This window comes from Sporosarcina contaminans (assembly GCF_042679045.1).
GTDB lineage: Bacteria > Bacillota > Bacilli > Bacillales_A > Planococcaceae > Sporosarcina > Sporosarcina contaminans.
Genome location: NZ_JBHTLT010000134.1, coordinates 22728 through 38179 on the forward strand (window position 1 = coordinate 22728; position 15452 = coordinate 38179).

Below are 15452 nucleotides of genomic sequence, written 5' to 3' on the forward strand. Positions count from 1 at the left end.
GAAATGATGATGATCCGTATTGGGCAAGGGTTTGATGTACATCAGTTTGAGGAAGGGCGCCCTTTAATTATTGGGGGAGTTACGATTCCGTACGAGAAAGGGCTGACAGGCCATTCAGATGCGGATGTTTTATTGCATACAGTGACGGATGCGGCACTTGGGGCAATCGGTGAAGGAGATATTGGCAGGCATTTCCCGGATACGGATGCTGCATTCAAGGATGCGGATTCTGCGGTTTTATTGGAGAAAATATGGGCGCTTGTAGAAGAGAAAGGATATCGTTTAGGCAATATTGATTGTACGATTATTGCCCAAAAACCGAAAATGGCGCCACATATTGATGCGATTCGTTCGAGAATTGCCGAGCTATTGAAGGCAGACGTGTCCCAAGTGAATGTAAAAGCGACAACGACGGAGAAATTGGGATTCACTGGGCGTGGAGAAGGAATCGCTTCTATGGCGACGATTCTTCTCATGAAAGATTGAGTTCTTTCAAATTGAATGAAGCAGTGTTAAAATGACACTGAATCAAATAAGAACGGAGATGCACGAATATGACAACTGAAGTACGCGTACGCTATGCGCCGAGCCCGACCGGCCATTTACATATTGGCGGTGCACGGACGGCTTTATTCAACTATTTGTTTGCACGTCATCACGGCGGCAAATTCATCGTCCGTATTGAAGATACGGATACGGAAAGAAATATTGAGGCTGGCGAATTATCACAGCTGGATAACTTGAAATGGTTAGGCATCGAACACGATGAGTCTGTTGACGTTGGCGGCGAATACGGTCCGTATCGTCAAATGGAAAGACTTGAATTATATACAAAGTATGCGCAAGAAATGTTGGAGAAAGGCCATGCGTATAAATGCTTCTGTACTTCTGAAGAATTGGAAGCGGAACGTGAAAGACAAAAAGCTGCAGGAGTGGCAGCGCCGATGTACGCAGGTACATGCCGTAATTTGACTGCTGAAGAAGTTGCGGAGAAGGAAGCGGCAGGCATGCCGTATACGATCCGCATGAGAGTACCTGAGAATGTAACATATGAAGTCGATGATCTTGTGCGCGGCTCTGTTTCCTTTGAATCGAAAGATATTGGCGACTGGGTTCTTGTGAAAGCAAATGGTATCCCTACGTACAACTTTGCTGTTGTTGTCGATGACCATTTAATGAAAATATCCCATGTTTTCCGTGGTGAAGAACATTTGACAAACACGCCAAAGCAACTGATGGTTTACGATGTGTTCGGATGGGAATCTCCTCGTTACGGTCATATGACGTTAATTGTCAATGAAGATCGTAAAAAACTTTCGAAGCGTGACGAATCAATTATTCAATTCATTTCACAATATAAAGAGTTAGGCTATTTGCCAGATGCAATGTTCAACTTCTTTGCGCTGTTAGGCTGGTCTCCAGGTGGGGAAGAGGAAATCTTCTCACGTGAACAGTTGATCGAGATGTTCGATGAAAGTCGTTTATCGAAGTCGCCTTCTATGTTTGACAAGCAAAAACTGACTTGGATGAACAACCAATATGTGAAGAAATTGAGCTTGGATGAGGTAATTGATCTGACATTGCCGCATCTTCAGGCAGCTGGCCGTGTCAATCAGGAAATGACCGAAGAGGAACGCAAATGGGTTCATGACTTGATCGCCCTGTACCAAGCGCAATTAAGCTATGGTGCAGAAATTGTCGAATTGACAGCCCAATTCTTCAACGATGATATTGAATATGATGAACAATCCAAGGAAATTCTCTCCGGAGAGCAAGTTCCTGAAGTGATGGCTTCTTTCGAACGTCAATTGAAGGCGCTTGAAACATTTGAGCCAGCGGCAATTAAAGCGGCAATTAAAGAAGTGCAAAAAGAGACGGGTCATAAAGGGAAAAACCTATTCATGCCGATTCGTGTCGTAACGACTGGGCAAGCGCACGGTCCGGAATTACCGGATTCCATCGCTTTGATCGGCAAGGAAAAAACAATTGAGCGGGTTGCGAAATTCGCAAAAGCGTAATGTAGTTGACATTTTAAACATTCTATGTAAAATTGACATACATCTATATTGAACGAAAGCATTGAGAAGGAGAAGTACAGATTGCATGCTCATTAGAGAGGATCATCACCGGCTGAAAGTGATCCGTGCCTCTGCGATTTGGAAATGCCCCTTTGAGCGCTGTGCCGAATCATAGTAGGCATAGACGTCTTGCCGGCGTTAGCGGCCTTAAGCGGGAAAGGCAGAAGCCTTTTCAAGTGGAGTGGAACCGCGCATTTTTGCGTCTCTGTCTATTTATGGACAGAGGCGTTTTTTATTGCTTTGCTTTGAAGACGTGTAAAGCGGTGCTTATGCGCTTTTGGAGAGCGATATGCGCTTAGGAAGGTGCTTATGCGCTTTTGATAGACTGTGTGCACATGAGGCCGGCATTTATGGATCATAGATGGGCTTTTATGCGCTTTTGGGCTGCTTTATGCGTATTTCATCAGTTAATAAAGGAGGAAGGCAAGTGTTCCGTCGGATGAAGGAAGATATACGATGCGTTTTTGAACAGGACCCTGCGGCGAGAAGTTCAATTGAAGTGATATTGACGTATTCAGGATTGCATGCGGTTTGGCTGCATCGGATTGCACATTGGTTTTATAAAAGAAAATTATTGTTCATCGCAAGGGTGATTTCGCAAGTAGGCCGCTTTTTGACTGGCATTGAAATCCATCCGGGAGCGCGGATTGGTAGGCGTCTCTTCATTGACCACGGAATGGGTATTGTCATCGGGGAAACTTGTGAAATCGGTGATGATGTAACGCTCTACCAAGGTGTCACATTAGGAGGAACAGGGAAGGAAAAAGGAAAACGCCATCCTACGTTGCATAATAATGTGTTAGTTGCTTCAGGTGCAAAAGTATTAGGATCGATTACGATTGGAGAAAACAGTAAAATCGGTGCAGGATCAGTCGTGTTGAAGGATGTACCGGCAGATTCAACGGTCGTTGGAATCCCGGGGAAAGTGGTCATGATGAATGGTGTCCGCGTTAAGGATAGATTGGATCATCATAAGATGCCTGATCCTGTTGCAGATACTTGTAATCGTCTTGAAAACGAGATTATGCAGTTGAAGAAACGTCTTGCTCAATTGGAAAAGAAAGAGGGAGAAAAAGATGAGTATACAAATATATAACACATTGACGAGGAAAAAGGAGCCTTTCATTCCTTTAGAGGAAGGCAAGGTGAAAATGTACGTTTGCGGACCTACCGTATATAACTACATTCATATTGGGAATGCGAGACCAGTTATCGTATTTGATATGGTGCGCAGATATCTCGAATATAGAGGCTATGACGTGAAATTTGTTTCCAACTTTACAGATGTGGATGATAAAATTATAAAAACAGCTAATGAATTAGGCGAGGAAGTTGGAGAGCTGACAGAGCGGTTCATCAATGCTTACTTCGAAGATGTCACTGCTTTAGGATGCAGCAAAGCGGATGCCCATCCGCGAGTGACGGAGCATATCGATGATATTATCGCTTTCGTCCAAGTGCTCATCAATAAGGGGTACGCATACGAGTCGTCTGGAGATGTATATTACCGGACAAGGAAGTTTGAAGGATATGGCAAGCTTTCCCATCAATCAATCGACGAATTGAAAGTCGGTGCCCGGATTGAGGAAAGCGACATTAAAGAAAATGCTTTAGACTTTGCGCTATGGAAGTCGGCGAAAGAAGGAGAAATATCTTGGGATAGTCCATGGGGCCCTGGCCGTCCTGGGTGGCATATTGAGTGCTCGGTCATGGCACGCGAGCATTTGGGCGATACGATCGATATTCATGCGGGCGGGCAAGATTTGACATTCCCGCATCATGAAAATGAAATTGCGCAATCGGAAGCGATGACAGGCGAACCGTTCGCTCGTTATTGGATGCATAATGGCTATATTAATATTGATAATGAAAAAATGTCAAAATCACTTGGGAATTTCATTTTAGTCCATGATATCCGTAAAAAGATTGATCCGAAAGTACTTCGTTTCTTCATGCTATCTGTCCATTACCGTCACCCTGTGAATTTTTCGCAGGAGCTTGTTGAAAGTGCGGCGAATGGGTTAGAGCGTATTGAGACGGCTTATAATAATGTAAAGCATCGGTTGAGCTCCTCTGCGAACTTAGGAGATCAGAAGGATATTTGGATCTATAAAGCGGATGAAATTGTTCGTCAGTTCGAGGAAGCGATGGACGATGATTTTAACACAGCTAACGGCATTGCGGCGATCTTTGAATTAGTGAAGCTGTCGAATATGTATTTATTGGAAAAGAATACGGAAACAGTTGTTTTAGAACATTTCATTACTTTGTTTGATCAGCTCATGACGGTGTTAGGAATTCCGCTTCTTGAAGAAAGTATATTGGATGAGGAAGTTGAGGCTTTGATCGAGGAAAGATTAACGGCAAGAAGAGAGCGCAACTTTGCCCGGGCAGATGAAATTCGTGATAAGTTGAAGGCGCAAGGCATCCTTTTGGAAGATACCGCACAAGGCACAAGGTGGAAAAGGGGATGAGTAGCGTGTATCAACTGAGACCCGCAGATGTGAAGCAATTAAATGCATTAGCGCTCGCTTATATGGGAGATGCTGTATATGAACAGGCGATCCGCGAACATCTTCTTCGTTCCGGGCGCGTGAAGCCAAACGTATTGCATAGAGAGGCGACTAAGTACGTGTCTGCGAAAGCACAAGCTGCCTCGGTCAAAAGAATGCAGGAAACCGGATTTTTGACCGAGGAAGAGCAGGCCGTTCTGCGCCGCGGACGCAATGCGAAGTCTGGCACTGTTCCGAAAAATACGGATGTGGTTACTTACAATCAAAGCTCAGGATTTGAAGCGGTAATTGGCTATTTATTTTTATTGGAAAGATATGACCGTGTCAATGAAGTGATTCGGGAAACGGTGAAAATGGTGGAAGGACCGAAAGAGGAGGCGGCAGCATGCAAGAAACAGAATTGATTGGCGGAAAGAACCCAGTCGTAGAAGCACTCCGCTCGGGCAGGGAATTGAATAAGATCTTCATTGCCGAAGGATTGAATAAAAAAAGCATCGGTGAAATTTTGTCGCTTGCCAAGAAGTCGGGAATCATTGTCCAGCCGGTTCCGAAGCAAAAATTGGACGGAATGTTAGATGTCAATCACCAAGGGATTATCGCATCGGTAGCAGCATACAGCTATGCAGAGCTTGATGATTTATTTGCGATAGCGGAAAACCGGGAGGAAGATCCGTTCTTCATCATTTTGGATGAATTGGAAGACCCTCATAACTTAGGATCCATTCTACGTACTGCTGATGCAGTCGGCGCGCACGGCGTCATCATTCCAAAGCGGCGCTCAGTTGGTTTGACTGGAGTAGTGGCGAAAGCTTCTACCGGTGCGATTGAGCATATCCCTGTCGTGCGTGTCAATAATCTTTCTCAAACTGTAGATGAATTAAAAAAGAGAAATGTTTGGATTGCCGGAACAGATGCAGCGGGATCACAGGACTATCGTTCAATGGACGCGACTTTGCCGCTCGCTATTATTATCGGGAGCGAAGGGAAAGGGATGTCGCGTATTTTGAAAGAGAAATGCGATTTTCTCTACCATTTGCCGATGGTAGGACACGTTACTTCCTTGAACGCTTCTGTAGCTGCTTCCATTTTGATGTATGAAGTGTTACGCAAGCGTTCGCCTGAACAGCCGTGACGATGAAAAAAGATATTTTGTTAGTCGACGGTTACAATGTGATCGGCGCTTGGCCTGAACTGCGTAAGTTGAAACGAGAAAGGCTTGCGGACGCGCGGGACAGGCTCATTGAACGAATGGCTGAATACCAAGCGCATACGGGATGGCGAGTCATTGTGCTATTTGACGCGCATTTGGTTCCCGGAATTGAAAGGAAAAATTCAAAACATAAATTGGAGATCATCTTTACGCGTGAAAATGAAACGGCTGATGAGCGGATTGAGAAATTAGTCGCTGAATTAAGCGGGCGACGAGTGCAAATTCACGTCGCTACTTCGGATCGGACAGAGCAATGGGTCATTTTCGCGCAAGGTGCCCTCCGCAAATCTGCAAGAGAATTGAAAATTGAGATGGATGAAATCGATAAATTGATTACGGACAAAGTAAAAGATATTCAAGATCAGCGCCCTTTTTCAAAGATTCCGCTGTCGGATGAAGTAGCGGAAATTTTCGAAAAGTGGAGACGTGGAATGAAATGAGCTGTTGACGCAAAAAAATTCCATACGGTATACTGTTTGAAACGGCAATAAGAATCGGGGTGTGTAGTAATTGGTGGGGAAGACTTACGCTCTAGAAAACTTGTCGGATTATACTTGTCTGTCCGATGAAGAGATTATTGTTCTAATTCAAAATGGTAGTACGGATGCACTTGATTACCTCATAACAAAATATCAATCTTTTGTTAAAATGAAAGCGCGATCATATTTCATGATGGGAGGAGATCGGGAAGATATCATTCAAGAGGGGATGATCGGACTTTACAAGGCAATCAGAGATTTCAAGGGTGATCGTTTAAGTTCTTTCAAAGTTTTTGCTGAACTATGTATTACAAGGCAAATCATTACGGCCATCAAGACGGCGACTCGGCAAAAACACATCCCTTTAAATACGTCAGTTTCGCTGGACAAGCCTGTTTTCGATGAGGAGTCGGACAGGACATTGTTAGATGTTATAGCTGGTTCGGTTCTTGACGATCCGGAAGATTTGATGATTCATAAAGAAGATTTTAATTTGATGGAAGAAGAGATCAATAAAGTGTTAAGTGGACTCGAAAAACAAGTGTTGTCGCTCTATTTGCAGGGCCAAACCTATCAGGAGATTTCCGATGAACTGAACCGCCAAGTGAAATCGGTCGACAATGCCTTGCAGAGAATAAAGCGTAAATTGGAGCGACATATGCAGTTGGATGTTGTGCAATAGAAAGCTATATTTGTTAGCTTCCAATGGATTTCCATCAAGTTGACAGCATGGTAGTAAGGTGTTACTCTTTAGCAAGACAATGTCCAGAATCTGTAGACAAGGGTGGTAAAATGTCTAAAAAAACAATCTTATGCTGCGACCGATGCGGTTCGCGGAATTATGTTGTTCCGGCTGGCAATGCCGAGCCGACTACCCGGCTTACAGTAAAGAAATTTTGCAAACATTGCAATGCACATACAGTACACAAACAGACAGTTTAACGCTATTCTTTCTTTCGAGAAAGGCAAAAGCGGATTATATTTCTTATGCTTTCAAAAGGCATAGTAGTTCACGGCAGCAATATATTTATTATTCGGAGGTTAACGATTACATGGGTAAGATAACCGGATTTTTAAAAGATGTCGTCTCTGAAATGAGGAAAGTTAGCTGGCCAAAACGTAAACAATTGACACGTTATACGATTGTCGTTATTACGACGGTTGTTTTCATGGCTATTTATTTCGGTCTTGTCGACTTGGGCATTTCAGAAGTAATGGAATGGTATCTTGCGTTATAATTAGTGAGCATGAATATCTTTTGTTGAAAAATATCCCGTCTGTTGTATGAACGGGTTTTTTCATTTTTAAAAAATGTAATTGTCGGGATCGGGCCATACTTGCTGAAGATTGAGTGTTCGGCTGTTTGTGCCGTAATTTCAAACGAATAGGAGGGACGGACGTATAGTCCTCGTCATTATGGAGATGGAGAAAAATTGGTACGTTGTCCATACGTATTCTGGCTATGAAAACAAAGTAAAAGCCAACTTGGAAAAACGTGTTGAAACGATGGGCATGCAAGATAAAATATTCCGTGTTGTCATACCTGAGGAGCAAGAAACGGATATTAAAGATGGCAAGAAAAAAACTGTTATGAAAAAGACTTTCCCGGGCTATGTCCTTGTAGAATTGGTCATGACAGATGATTCATGGTACGTTGTCCGGAATACACCTGGTGTCACTGGGTTCATCGGTTCGTCTGGCGGCGGCGCGAAACCGACTCCGCTATTGCCGGAAGAGGTCGAATTCATCCTTAAGCAAATGGGCATGAAAGAGCGTAAAACAGAAGTAGATTATGAGTTAGGCGAAATGATTCAAGTTTTAGAAGGGCCATTTGCCCATTTCCAAGGAAAAGTGGAAGAAATCGATGCGGACAAAGGCAAGGTGAAAGTTTCTGTCGACATGTTCGGAAGAGAAACAATTATGGAACTGGACTTTGAACAAGTTGAAAAATTATAAGGGATTCCTACTTGCAAGACATGCATAAAAGTGGTATCATTTCAAAGGTCAGACTGTCAACAGAATAGTCTGGACGGATTAACCAATTCTACCGGCAGAAACCGGCAGGCACATATTGAGTGGGAGGGGCGACCCAATTACCACATCACGGACTTAAGGAGGTGTGTCTCGTGGCTAAAAAAGTAACGAAGATTGTTAAATTGCAAATCCCAGCAGGTAAAGCGAATCCAGCTCCACCAGTTGGACCGGCTCTTGGTCAAGCAGGTGTCAACATCATGGGATTCTGTAAAGATTTCAACGCACGTACAGCAGATCAAGCAGGCTTAATCATCCCTGTTGAAATAACTGTATTCGAGGACCGTTCATTCACATTCATTACAAAAACACCACCAGCAGCAGTATTGCTGAAGGTTGCAGCGAATCTTCAAAAAGGTTCTGGTGAGCCGAACAAGAAGAAAGTTGCTACTGTAAAACGTGATAAAGTTCGCGAAATTGCAGAACAAAAGATGCAGGATCTAAACGCGGCGTCAGTCGAAGCGGCGATGGCAATGGTTGAAGGTACTGCACGCAGTATGGGAATCACGATCGAAGACTGATTTTCCATATCGCGATGTTTCTTTGTAGTGGGGGTTGCGCTTGTTCATCGAACACGCAACCCTTATTCGTGGGAGGTTCAATCCGTTAAAACCACAAACGAGGAGGAAATTTATAATGGTTAAAAGAGGTAAAAAATTCACTGAAGCGGCGAAGCTTGTAGATCGCACAAAAGCATATGATGTAAAAGAAGCGATCGAGCTTGCGAAAAAAACAAGTACAGTAAACTTTGACGCTACTGTGGAAGTTGCATTCCGTCTTGGTATTGACACTCGTAAAAACGATCAGCAAATCCGTGGGGCAGTCGTGCTTCCAAACGGTACTGGTAAAACTCAACGCGTATTAGTTTTCGCTAAAGGCGAAAAATTAAAAGAAGCGGAAGCTGCTGGTGCAGACTACGTTGGCGACGCGGAGTACATCAATAAAATCCAACAAGGTTGGTTCGAATTTGACGTAATCGTTGCAACTCCTGACATGATGGGTGAAGTTGGTAAAATCGGTCGTGTATTAGGACCGAAAGGCCTTATGCCGAACCCTAAAACAGGTACTGTAACATTTGATGTTGCGAAAGCTGTTGAAGAAATCAAAGCAGGTAAAGTTGAATATCGTGCAGATAAAGCTGGTATCATCCACGCTCCTATCGGCAAAGCATCTTTCGATAACGAAAAGCTTGAAGAGAACTTCTTGACTGTTTTTGAAACAATTCAAAAAGCGAAACCTGCTGCTGCAAAAGGAACTTATATGAAGTCTGTAAACATTACAACTACTATGGGTCCTGCAGTGAAAATCGATCCAACATCTGTTGTAATTAAATAAAACCATTGACAAACTGATTTTCATATAGTAAGATTCGTTTGTTGTATAATCACTCATTTGTACCGTAGACAGCAGGTGCGTACTTCGCTTAATTTCCTGCCGAGGACAAGACGCTCTTTTATTAAAGATGACGACTTTTCAGCCCTCATGTCTACTTTTGTATGACATGAGGGCTTTTCATATCGGTATAAGTGACCCAAATCTTATAGGAGGTGTCAAGATGAGCAAAATTATTGAAGCTAAACAAGCGGTCGTTGAAGAGATTTCAGGCAAGTTGAAATCAGCTGTTTCTGTTGTCGTTGTTGACTATCGCGGTCTTAACGTCAGCCAAGTGACAGAGCTTCGTAAACAACTTCGTGAAGCGGGCATCGATTTTAAAGTTTACAAAAACTCTATGACTCGCCGTGCAGCTGAAGCTGCTGGACTTGAAGGATTGAACGAACACTTGACAGGACCAAACGCAATCGCATTTTCTGAAGAAGATGTTGTTGCTCCTGCAAAAATCCTTAACGAATTTGCTAAAAATAACGAACAACTTGAAATTAAAGCAGGCGTGATTGAAGGTACAATCGCATCGGTTGAAGAAGTGAAAGCATTGGCTGATCTTCCATCCCGCGAAGGACTTCTTTCTATGCTACTCAGCGTACTGCAAGCTCCAATGCGCAACTTCGCGCTTGCGACAAAAGCAGTTGCAGAGCAAAAAGAGGAACAAGGCGCTTAAGTTTGTGGCGTGAACGAAAATATACGGGTTAAGCCCGAAAAAACCTATTTAGGAGGAAAATATAATGACTAAAGAACAAATCCTTGACGCGATTAAAGAAATGACAGTTCTTGAATTGAATGACCTTGTAAAAGCAATCGAAGAAGAATTCGGCGTAACTGCTGCAGCTCCTGTTGCAATGGTTGGCGGTGCAGGTGCTGGTGAAGCTGCTGCAGAACAAACAGAATTCGAAGTGGTTCTTGCTTCTGCTGGAGACCAAAAAATTAAAGTTATCAAAGTTGTTCGCGAAATCACTGGCCTTGGCTTGAAAGAAGCGAAAGAAGTAGTTGATAACGCTCCAAAAGCAATTAAAGAAGGCGTTTCTAAAGAAGAAGCTGAAGAAATGAAAGCTAAACTTGAAGAAGTTGGCGCAGCTATCGAACTTAAGTAATTTGAAATAGTGAAGAAAAGCTCGTCGAAAAGGACGGGCTTTTCTTCGTTTTTTTATACCGGCAGAGTCTGGATGAAAACAAACGTGTATAGTGAGAAATTCGTTAAAATGCAACAGTGTGTAGTTTTTAGTTTTAAATTGGCTAGCCTTTCGGTGAGGAAGGAGAATGATTATGTCTGAACATTACTACTCGAAAAACCCCTCGGTAAAGAGCGATCCGAAAGAGTGGAGTGCGACGATCCGAAATAAGCAGTTTCATTTCGAAACAGACGCAGGCGTATTTAGTAAAGGTGATGTTGACTTTGGCTCTCGTCTTCTAGCGGAATCTTTTTGCTTGCCTGATGTCGATGGTCCGTTATTAGATGTCGGCTGCGGATATGGCCCGATCGGGTTATCGATCGCCGTTTCTTTTCCGAATCGGAATGTCCATATGGTAGATGTGAACGAAAGAGCGTTATCGTTAGCAAAACGTAATGCCGAAAGAAATGGCGCAGAAAATGTGGAAATTTATCCAAGCGATGCGCTTTCTGCTGTAACGAGAGATGGATTTGCCGCTGTTTTAACAAATCCGCCAATCCGGGCAGGAAAAGAGACGGTGTTCAACATTTACGAAGGTGCATTTTCGAAATTGGCAAAGGGTGGAGAGCTGTGGGTCGTCATTCAAAAGAAACAAGGTGCTCCTTCGACGATGAACCGGCTGGAGGAACTTTTCGGCAACGTGGAAACTGTTGCAAAAAAGAAAGGCTACTTTATAGTAAAGAGTAAAAAGTCTTGACTATAGGCTGATGGTATGATAGCATTGGAAAATGCAAATATTATAATGCGGTCGTGTGCCCTTTTGCATAAATTTTGAATTGTTAGGGCATGCTGGCGATGGATAAAAGATTGTGAAACCGAAAATGAGCTCTTGCCGGAACTCGTTTTCTTTTTGTTTTTTCGATATCATACACTATTTTTATGATTTCGCAAAGGACTAATATTGTTTGAGGGGTGAAAGAGTTGACAGGTCATTTAGTTCAGTATGGTCAACACCGTCAGCGCAGAAGTTTTGCGCGAATCAATGAAGTTCTTGAATTGCCGAACTTGATTGAGATTCAGACGGCATCTTATGAGTGGTTCTTGGAAGAAGGTCTGCGTGAAATGTTCCGCGATATTTCCCCTATTCAAGACTTTACGGGGAATCTATCTTTGGAATTTATCGATTATCAACTTGGTGAGCCGAAATACCCTGTTGATGAATCGAAGGAGCGCGATGTTACGTATGCAGCACCACTCCGGGTGAAAGTACGCTTGCACAACAAGGAAACTGAAGAAGTGAAAGAGCAGGACGTTTTCATGGGTGACTTCCCGCTTATGACTGAGAACGGAACTTTCATCATCAATGGTGCGGAAAGGGTAATCGTATCCCAATTAGTACGTTCCCCGAGCGTCTATTTTAACGATAAGACAGATAAAAACGGTAAACGTGGCTTTGCTGCTACTGTAATACCGAACCGTGGTGCTTGGCTTGAATACGAAACGGATGCAAAAGATGTTGTGCATGTGCGCATCGACCGTACGCGTAAGCTGCCAATTACTGTGTTATTGCGCGCGCTTGGATTCTCGAGCGACCAAGAAATTATTGAGTTGATTGGTGATAACGAGTATTTGCGCAATACGTTAGAAAAAGATAACACGGAAAACTCGGAAAAAGCATTGCTTGAAATTTATGAGCGCCTGCGTCCAGGTGAGCCACCTACTTTGGATAGCGCGAAAAGCCTTTTATACTCCCGTTTCTTCGACCCAAAAAGATATGATTTGGCAAACGTAGGCCGTTATAAGATGAATAAAAAACTTCACCTTCAAAACCGTCTGTTCAACCAAATCGTTGCTGAAACGTTGGTTGATCCGGAGACAGGAGAAATTCTTGTTGAGAAGGATCAGTTGATTGATCGTAGAACTTTGGATCGTTTATTGCCTTACTTTGAAAATGGAGTAGGCGTTCAGGAAATTTCCCATGTGGGCGGTGTCTTGGACGAGGATATTACGATTCAAACGGTCAAAATTTATGCTCCGAAAAGCGAAGAGAAGCAAGTAATTAATGTCATATCCAATGCGAATATCGACGAAGCTATCAAGCATGTGACACCAGCTGACATCGTGGCTTCAATTAGCTATTTCTTCAACTTGCTACATGGCGTTGGAAACACGGATGATATTGACCACTTGGGTAATCGTCGTTTGCGCTCTGTCGGTGAATTACTGCAAAACCAATTCCGTATCGGGCTTTCCCGTATGGAACGTGTTGTAAAAGAGCGGATGTCAATTAACGATACACAATCGATTGTTCCCCAACAATTGATTAATATCCGTCCGGTTATCGCTTCGATCAAAGAATTCTTTGGAAGCTCCCAGCTATCCCAGTTCATGGATCAGACGAACCCATTAGCAGAATTGACGCACAAACGTCGTTTATCTGCCCTTGGGCCTGGTGGTTTGACAAGGGAACGAGCAGGGATGGAAGTGCGAGATGTTCACTATTCCCACTATGGGCGTATGTGTCCAATCGAAACACCGGAAGGTCCGAACATCGGGCTAATCAATTCACTCTCTACATTTGCACGCGTCAACAAGTTTGGCTTCATCGAGACGCCTTATCGGAAGGTAGATCCTGAAACGAACCGTGTGACAGACCAAATTGATTATTTGACAGCTGATATTGAAGACAACTATATCGTTGCACAAGCGAACGCTCCTTTGAACGAAGATGGCTCTTATGTTAATCCTGAAGTAGTAGGGCGTTTCCAAGGGGATAATACAGTATTTAAGCGCGAACAGATCGACTACATGGACGTATCTCCTAAACAGGTAGTTTCTGCGGCGACAGCTTGTATTCCTTTCCTTGAAAATGACGACTCCAACCGTGCATTGATGGGAGCGAACATGCAACGTCAAGCGGTGCCGTTGTTGAACCCAGAAGCTCCGTTCGTCGGTACAGGTATGGAACACGTATCTGCACGCGACTCAGGTGCTGCTGTCTTAGCTAAATTCCATGGGATTGTTGAGCATGTTGAAGCGAAAGAAATTCGCATTCGTCGTATTGAAACAGTCGATGGCAAAGAAGTGAAAGGCGACTTGACGGTTTACAAGCTTGAGAATTTTATTCGTTCGAACCAAGGAACATGCTACAACCAACGTCCGATCGTCCGTGTCGGAGATCGTGTAAAACCGCGTGATATTATTGCGGATGGTCCTTCAATGGACAATGGTGAATTGGCATTGGGCCGAAATGTCCTTACTGCATTCATGACATGGGATGGCTATAACTATGAGGACGCGATCATCATGAGTGAAAGACTTGTGAAAGATGATGTCTTCACTTCTATTCATATTGAAGAATATGAATCCGAAGCCCGCGATACAAAATTAGGGCCTGAAGAAATTACGAGAGACATTCCGAACGTCGGTGAAGAAGCGCTTCGCAACTTGGATGATCGAGGCATTATCCGTATCGGTGCTGAAGTAAGAGATGGCGACATCCTTGTCGGCAAAGTGACACCTAAAGGGGTTACTGAATTGACTGCGGAAGAGCGTCTATTGCATGCGATTTTCGGTGAAAAAGCTCGCGAAGTGCGGGATACGTCTTTACGTGTACCACACGGTGCTGGCGGTATCGTCTTGGATGTAAAAGTATTTAACCGTGAAGATGGAGATGAATTGCCTCCTGGCGTCAACCAATTGGTTCGTGCGTATATCGTTCAGAAGAGAAAGATATCTGTAGGGGACAAGATGGCAGGGCGTCACGGTAACAAAGGGGTTATCTCCCGCATACTTCCTGAAGCGGATATGCCTTACTTACCGGATGGCACACCGATCGATGTCATGTTGAATCCATTAGGCGTACCTTCTCGGATGAACATCGGACAGGTATTGGAAATGCACTTAGGAATGGCTGCTCGCAACTTAGGTGTCCATATGGCAACCCCTGTTTTCGATGGTGCAAACGAAGAAGATGTGTGGGAAACAATGGAAGAAGCGGGCATGAATAGAGACGGTAAAACGGTTCTTTATGATGGACGCACTGGCGAACCATTCGACAACCGAGTTTCAGTTGGTGTCATGTACCTTATCAAGCTTGCCCACATGGTTGACGATAAATTGCACGCGCGTTCCACAGGTCCTTACTCACTCGTTACACAACAACCGTTGGGTGGTAAAGCTCAATTTGGAGGACAGCGTTTCGGTGAGATGGAAGTTTGGGCACTTGAAGCGTATGGTGCTGCCTATACATTGCAAGAAATTCTTACAGTGAAGTCGGATGACGTAGTCGGCCGTGTGAAAACATACGAAGCAATTGTCAAAGGCCAAAGTGTACCGCAACCTGGCGTTCCTGAATCCTTCAAAGTATTAATCAAAGAACTTCAAAGCTTAGGCTTGGATGTGAAAATGCTCACTGAGGATTTCGAGGAAATCGAAATGCGCGACTTGGACGAAGACGACGACATGCAACCAACTGACGCACTAAACCTAATGACAGAAGACCAACCAGTATAATCAAAAGCGAAGAACGCCGCTTAGCCTCGACAGGCGTTGGAGGGCTTGAACATAAGGCGCTCTCTGCCTTATGAAAGGAAGGCAGTCTAAAATCGTCGCGTCCTGTGACAACGACTGCATGA

Annotated in this window: 17 protein-coding genes and 2 other annotated features; all 17 genes read left to right on the forward strand. The window is 43.8% G+C overall.

What is annotated here, in order from left to right:
* Positions 1-9 precede the first annotated feature (9 nt).
* The 17 genes from ispF (at position 10) to rpoB (ending at position 15330) form a co-directional block, all read left to right on the forward strand.
* A complete protein-coding gene (ispF, locus tag ACFQ38_RS18350; protein ID WP_336823142.1) occupies positions 10-486 on the forward strand; it encodes a 2-C-methyl-D-erythritol 2,4-cyclodiphosphate synthase in 477 nt (158 codons plus the stop codon).
* A 68-nt stretch (positions 487-554) separates the two neighbouring features.
* Positions 555-2018 carry a glutamate--tRNA ligase gene (gltX, locus tag ACFQ38_RS18355; RefSeq protein ID WP_381482748.1) on the forward strand — a complete coding sequence of 488 codons (1464 nt, stop codon included), beginning with the start codon at positions 555-557 and terminating at the stop codon, positions 2016-2018.
* Positions 2019-2070: 52 nt separating this feature from the next.
* Positions 2071-2288, forward strand: a binding site (T-box leader).
* A gap of 217 nt (positions 2289-2505) precedes the next feature.
* Positions 2506-3174: a serine O-acetyltransferase gene (cysE, locus tag ACFQ38_RS18360; protein WP_381482750.1), complete on the forward strand. Its 669-nt coding sequence runs from the start codon at positions 2506-2508 to the stop codon at positions 3172-3174.
* Entirely contained in the window at positions 3155-4552 is a 1398-nt protein-coding gene (cysS, locus tag ACFQ38_RS18365; RefSeq protein WP_336823139.1) for a cysteine--tRNA ligase, read from the forward strand. Before cysE ends, cysS begins: the two co-directional genes overlap by 20 nt.
* On the forward strand, positions 4549-4995 hold the full coding sequence (locus ACFQ38_RS18370) for a Mini-ribonuclease 3 (RefSeq protein WP_381482752.1): 447 nt from the start codon (positions 4549-4551) through the stop codon (positions 4993-4995). Before cysS ends, ACFQ38_RS18370 begins: the two co-directional genes overlap by 4 nt.
* Complete coding sequence (rlmB, locus tag ACFQ38_RS18375; protein ID WP_336823137.1) at positions 4977-5723, forward strand: 23S rRNA (guanosine(2251)-2'-O)-methyltransferase RlmB; 747 nt, start codon at positions 4977-4979, stop codon at positions 5721-5723. The genes ACFQ38_RS18370 and rlmB overlap by 19 nt, the downstream gene beginning before the upstream one ends.
* A 2-nt stretch (positions 5724-5725) precedes the next feature.
* A complete protein-coding gene (locus ACFQ38_RS18380; protein ID WP_336823136.1) occupies positions 5726-6241 on the forward strand; it encodes an NYN domain-containing protein in 516 nt (171 codons plus the stop codon).
* 73 nt (positions 6242-6314) lie between these two features.
* A complete protein-coding gene (gene sigH, locus ACFQ38_RS18385) occupies positions 6315-6962 on the forward strand; it encodes an RNA polymerase sporulation sigma factor SigH (protein ID WP_336823179.1) in 648 nt (215 codons plus the stop codon).
* Positions 6963-7072: 110 nt separating this feature from the next.
* Positions 7073-7222: a 50S ribosomal protein L33 gene (rpmG, locus tag ACFQ38_RS18390; protein ID WP_336823135.1), complete on the forward strand. Its 150-nt coding sequence runs from the start codon at positions 7073-7075 to the stop codon at positions 7220-7222.
* 110 nt (positions 7223-7332) lie between these two features.
* A complete protein-coding gene (secE, locus tag ACFQ38_RS18395) occupies positions 7333-7518 on the forward strand; it encodes a preprotein translocase subunit SecE (RefSeq protein ID WP_336823134.1) in 186 nt (61 codons plus the stop codon).
* Between the two features lie 184 nt (positions 7519-7702).
* Complete coding sequence (gene nusG, locus ACFQ38_RS18400; RefSeq protein ID WP_336823133.1) at positions 7703-8236, forward strand: transcription termination/antitermination protein NusG; 534 nt, start codon at positions 7703-7705, stop codon at positions 8234-8236.
* Positions 8237-8406: 170 nt separating this feature from the next.
* Positions 8407-8832 carry a 50S ribosomal protein L11 gene (rplK, locus tag ACFQ38_RS18405; protein WP_060203386.1) on the forward strand — a complete coding sequence of 142 codons (426 nt, stop codon included), beginning with the start codon at positions 8407-8409 and terminating at the stop codon, positions 8830-8832.
* A 115-nt stretch (positions 8833-8947) separates the two neighbouring features.
* Positions 8948-9646 carry a 50S ribosomal protein L1 gene (gene rplA / locus ACFQ38_RS18410; protein WP_336823132.1) on the forward strand — a complete coding sequence of 233 codons (699 nt, stop codon included), beginning with the start codon at positions 8948-8950 and terminating at the stop codon, positions 9644-9646.
* 44 nt (positions 9647-9690) lie between these two features.
* Positions 9691-9835, forward strand: a sequence feature (ribosomal protein L10 leader region).
* Between the two features lie 31 nt (positions 9836-9866).
* Complete coding sequence (gene rplJ / locus ACFQ38_RS18415; RefSeq protein ID WP_336823131.1) at positions 9867-10367, forward strand: 50S ribosomal protein L10; 501 nt, start codon at positions 9867-9869, stop codon at positions 10365-10367.
* Positions 10368-10431: 64 nt separating this feature from the next.
* Positions 10432-10797, forward strand: a complete 366-nt coding sequence (gene rplL / locus ACFQ38_RS18420; RefSeq protein ID WP_336823130.1) for a 50S ribosomal protein L7/L12 — start codon at positions 10432-10434, stop codon at positions 10795-10797.
* 172 nt (positions 10798-10969) lie between these two features.
* Positions 10970-11572, forward strand: coding sequence for a class I SAM-dependent methyltransferase (locus ACFQ38_RS18425; protein WP_336823129.1), 603 nt, complete (start codon positions 10970-10972; stop codon positions 11570-11572).
* Between the two features lie 215 nt (positions 11573-11787).
* Positions 11788-15330, forward strand: a complete 3543-nt coding sequence (gene rpoB, locus ACFQ38_RS18430) for a DNA-directed RNA polymerase subunit beta (protein WP_336823128.1) — start codon at positions 11788-11790, stop codon at positions 15328-15330.
* Positions 15331-15452: the final 122 nt, after the last annotated feature.

Bases quoted from the DNA above. Each gene is read 5' to 3' on its own strand.
- ispF (WP_336823142.1), top strand. From the start codon at position 10: ATGATCCGTATTGGGCAAGGGTTTGATGTACATCAGTTTGAGGAAGGG.
- gltX (WP_381482748.1), top strand. From the start codon at position 555: ATGACAACTGAAGTACGCGTACGCTATGCGCCGAGCCCGACCGGCCAT.
- cysS (WP_336823139.1), top strand. From the start codon at position 3,155: ATGAGTATACAAATATATAACACATTGACGAGGAAAAAGGAGCCTTTC.
- ACFQ38_RS18370 (WP_381482752.1), top strand. From the start codon at position 4,549: ATGAGTAGCGTGTATCAACTGAGACCCGCAGATGTGAAGCAATTAAAT.
- rlmB (WP_336823137.1), top strand. From the start codon at position 4,977: ATGCAAGAAACAGAATTGATTGGCGGAAAGAACCCAGTCGTAGAAGCA.
- ACFQ38_RS18380 (WP_336823136.1), top strand. From the start codon at position 5,726: ATGAAAAAAGATATTTTGTTAGTCGACGGTTACAATGTGATCGGCGCT.
- rpmG (WP_336823135.1), top strand. From the start codon at position 7,073: ATGTCTAAAAAAACAATCTTATGCTGCGACCGATGCGGTTCGCGGAAT.
- secE (WP_336823134.1), top strand. From the start codon at position 7,333: ATGGGTAAGATAACCGGATTTTTAAAAGATGTCGTCTCTGAAATGAGG.
- nusG (WP_336823133.1), top strand. From the start codon at position 7,703: ATGGAGAAAAATTGGTACGTTGTCCATACGTATTCTGGCTATGAAAAC.
- rplA (WP_336823132.1), top strand. From the start codon at position 8,948: ATGGTTAAAAGAGGTAAAAAATTCACTGAAGCGGCGAAGCTTGTAGAT.
- rplJ (WP_336823131.1), top strand. From the start codon at position 9,867: ATGAGCAAAATTATTGAAGCTAAACAAGCGGTCGTTGAAGAGATTTCA.
- rplL (WP_336823130.1), top strand. From the start codon at position 10,432: ATGACTAAAGAACAAATCCTTGACGCGATTAAAGAAATGACAGTTCTT.
- ACFQ38_RS18425 (WP_336823129.1), top strand. From the start codon at position 10,970: ATGTCTGAACATTACTACTCGAAAAACCCCTCGGTAAAGAGCGATCCG.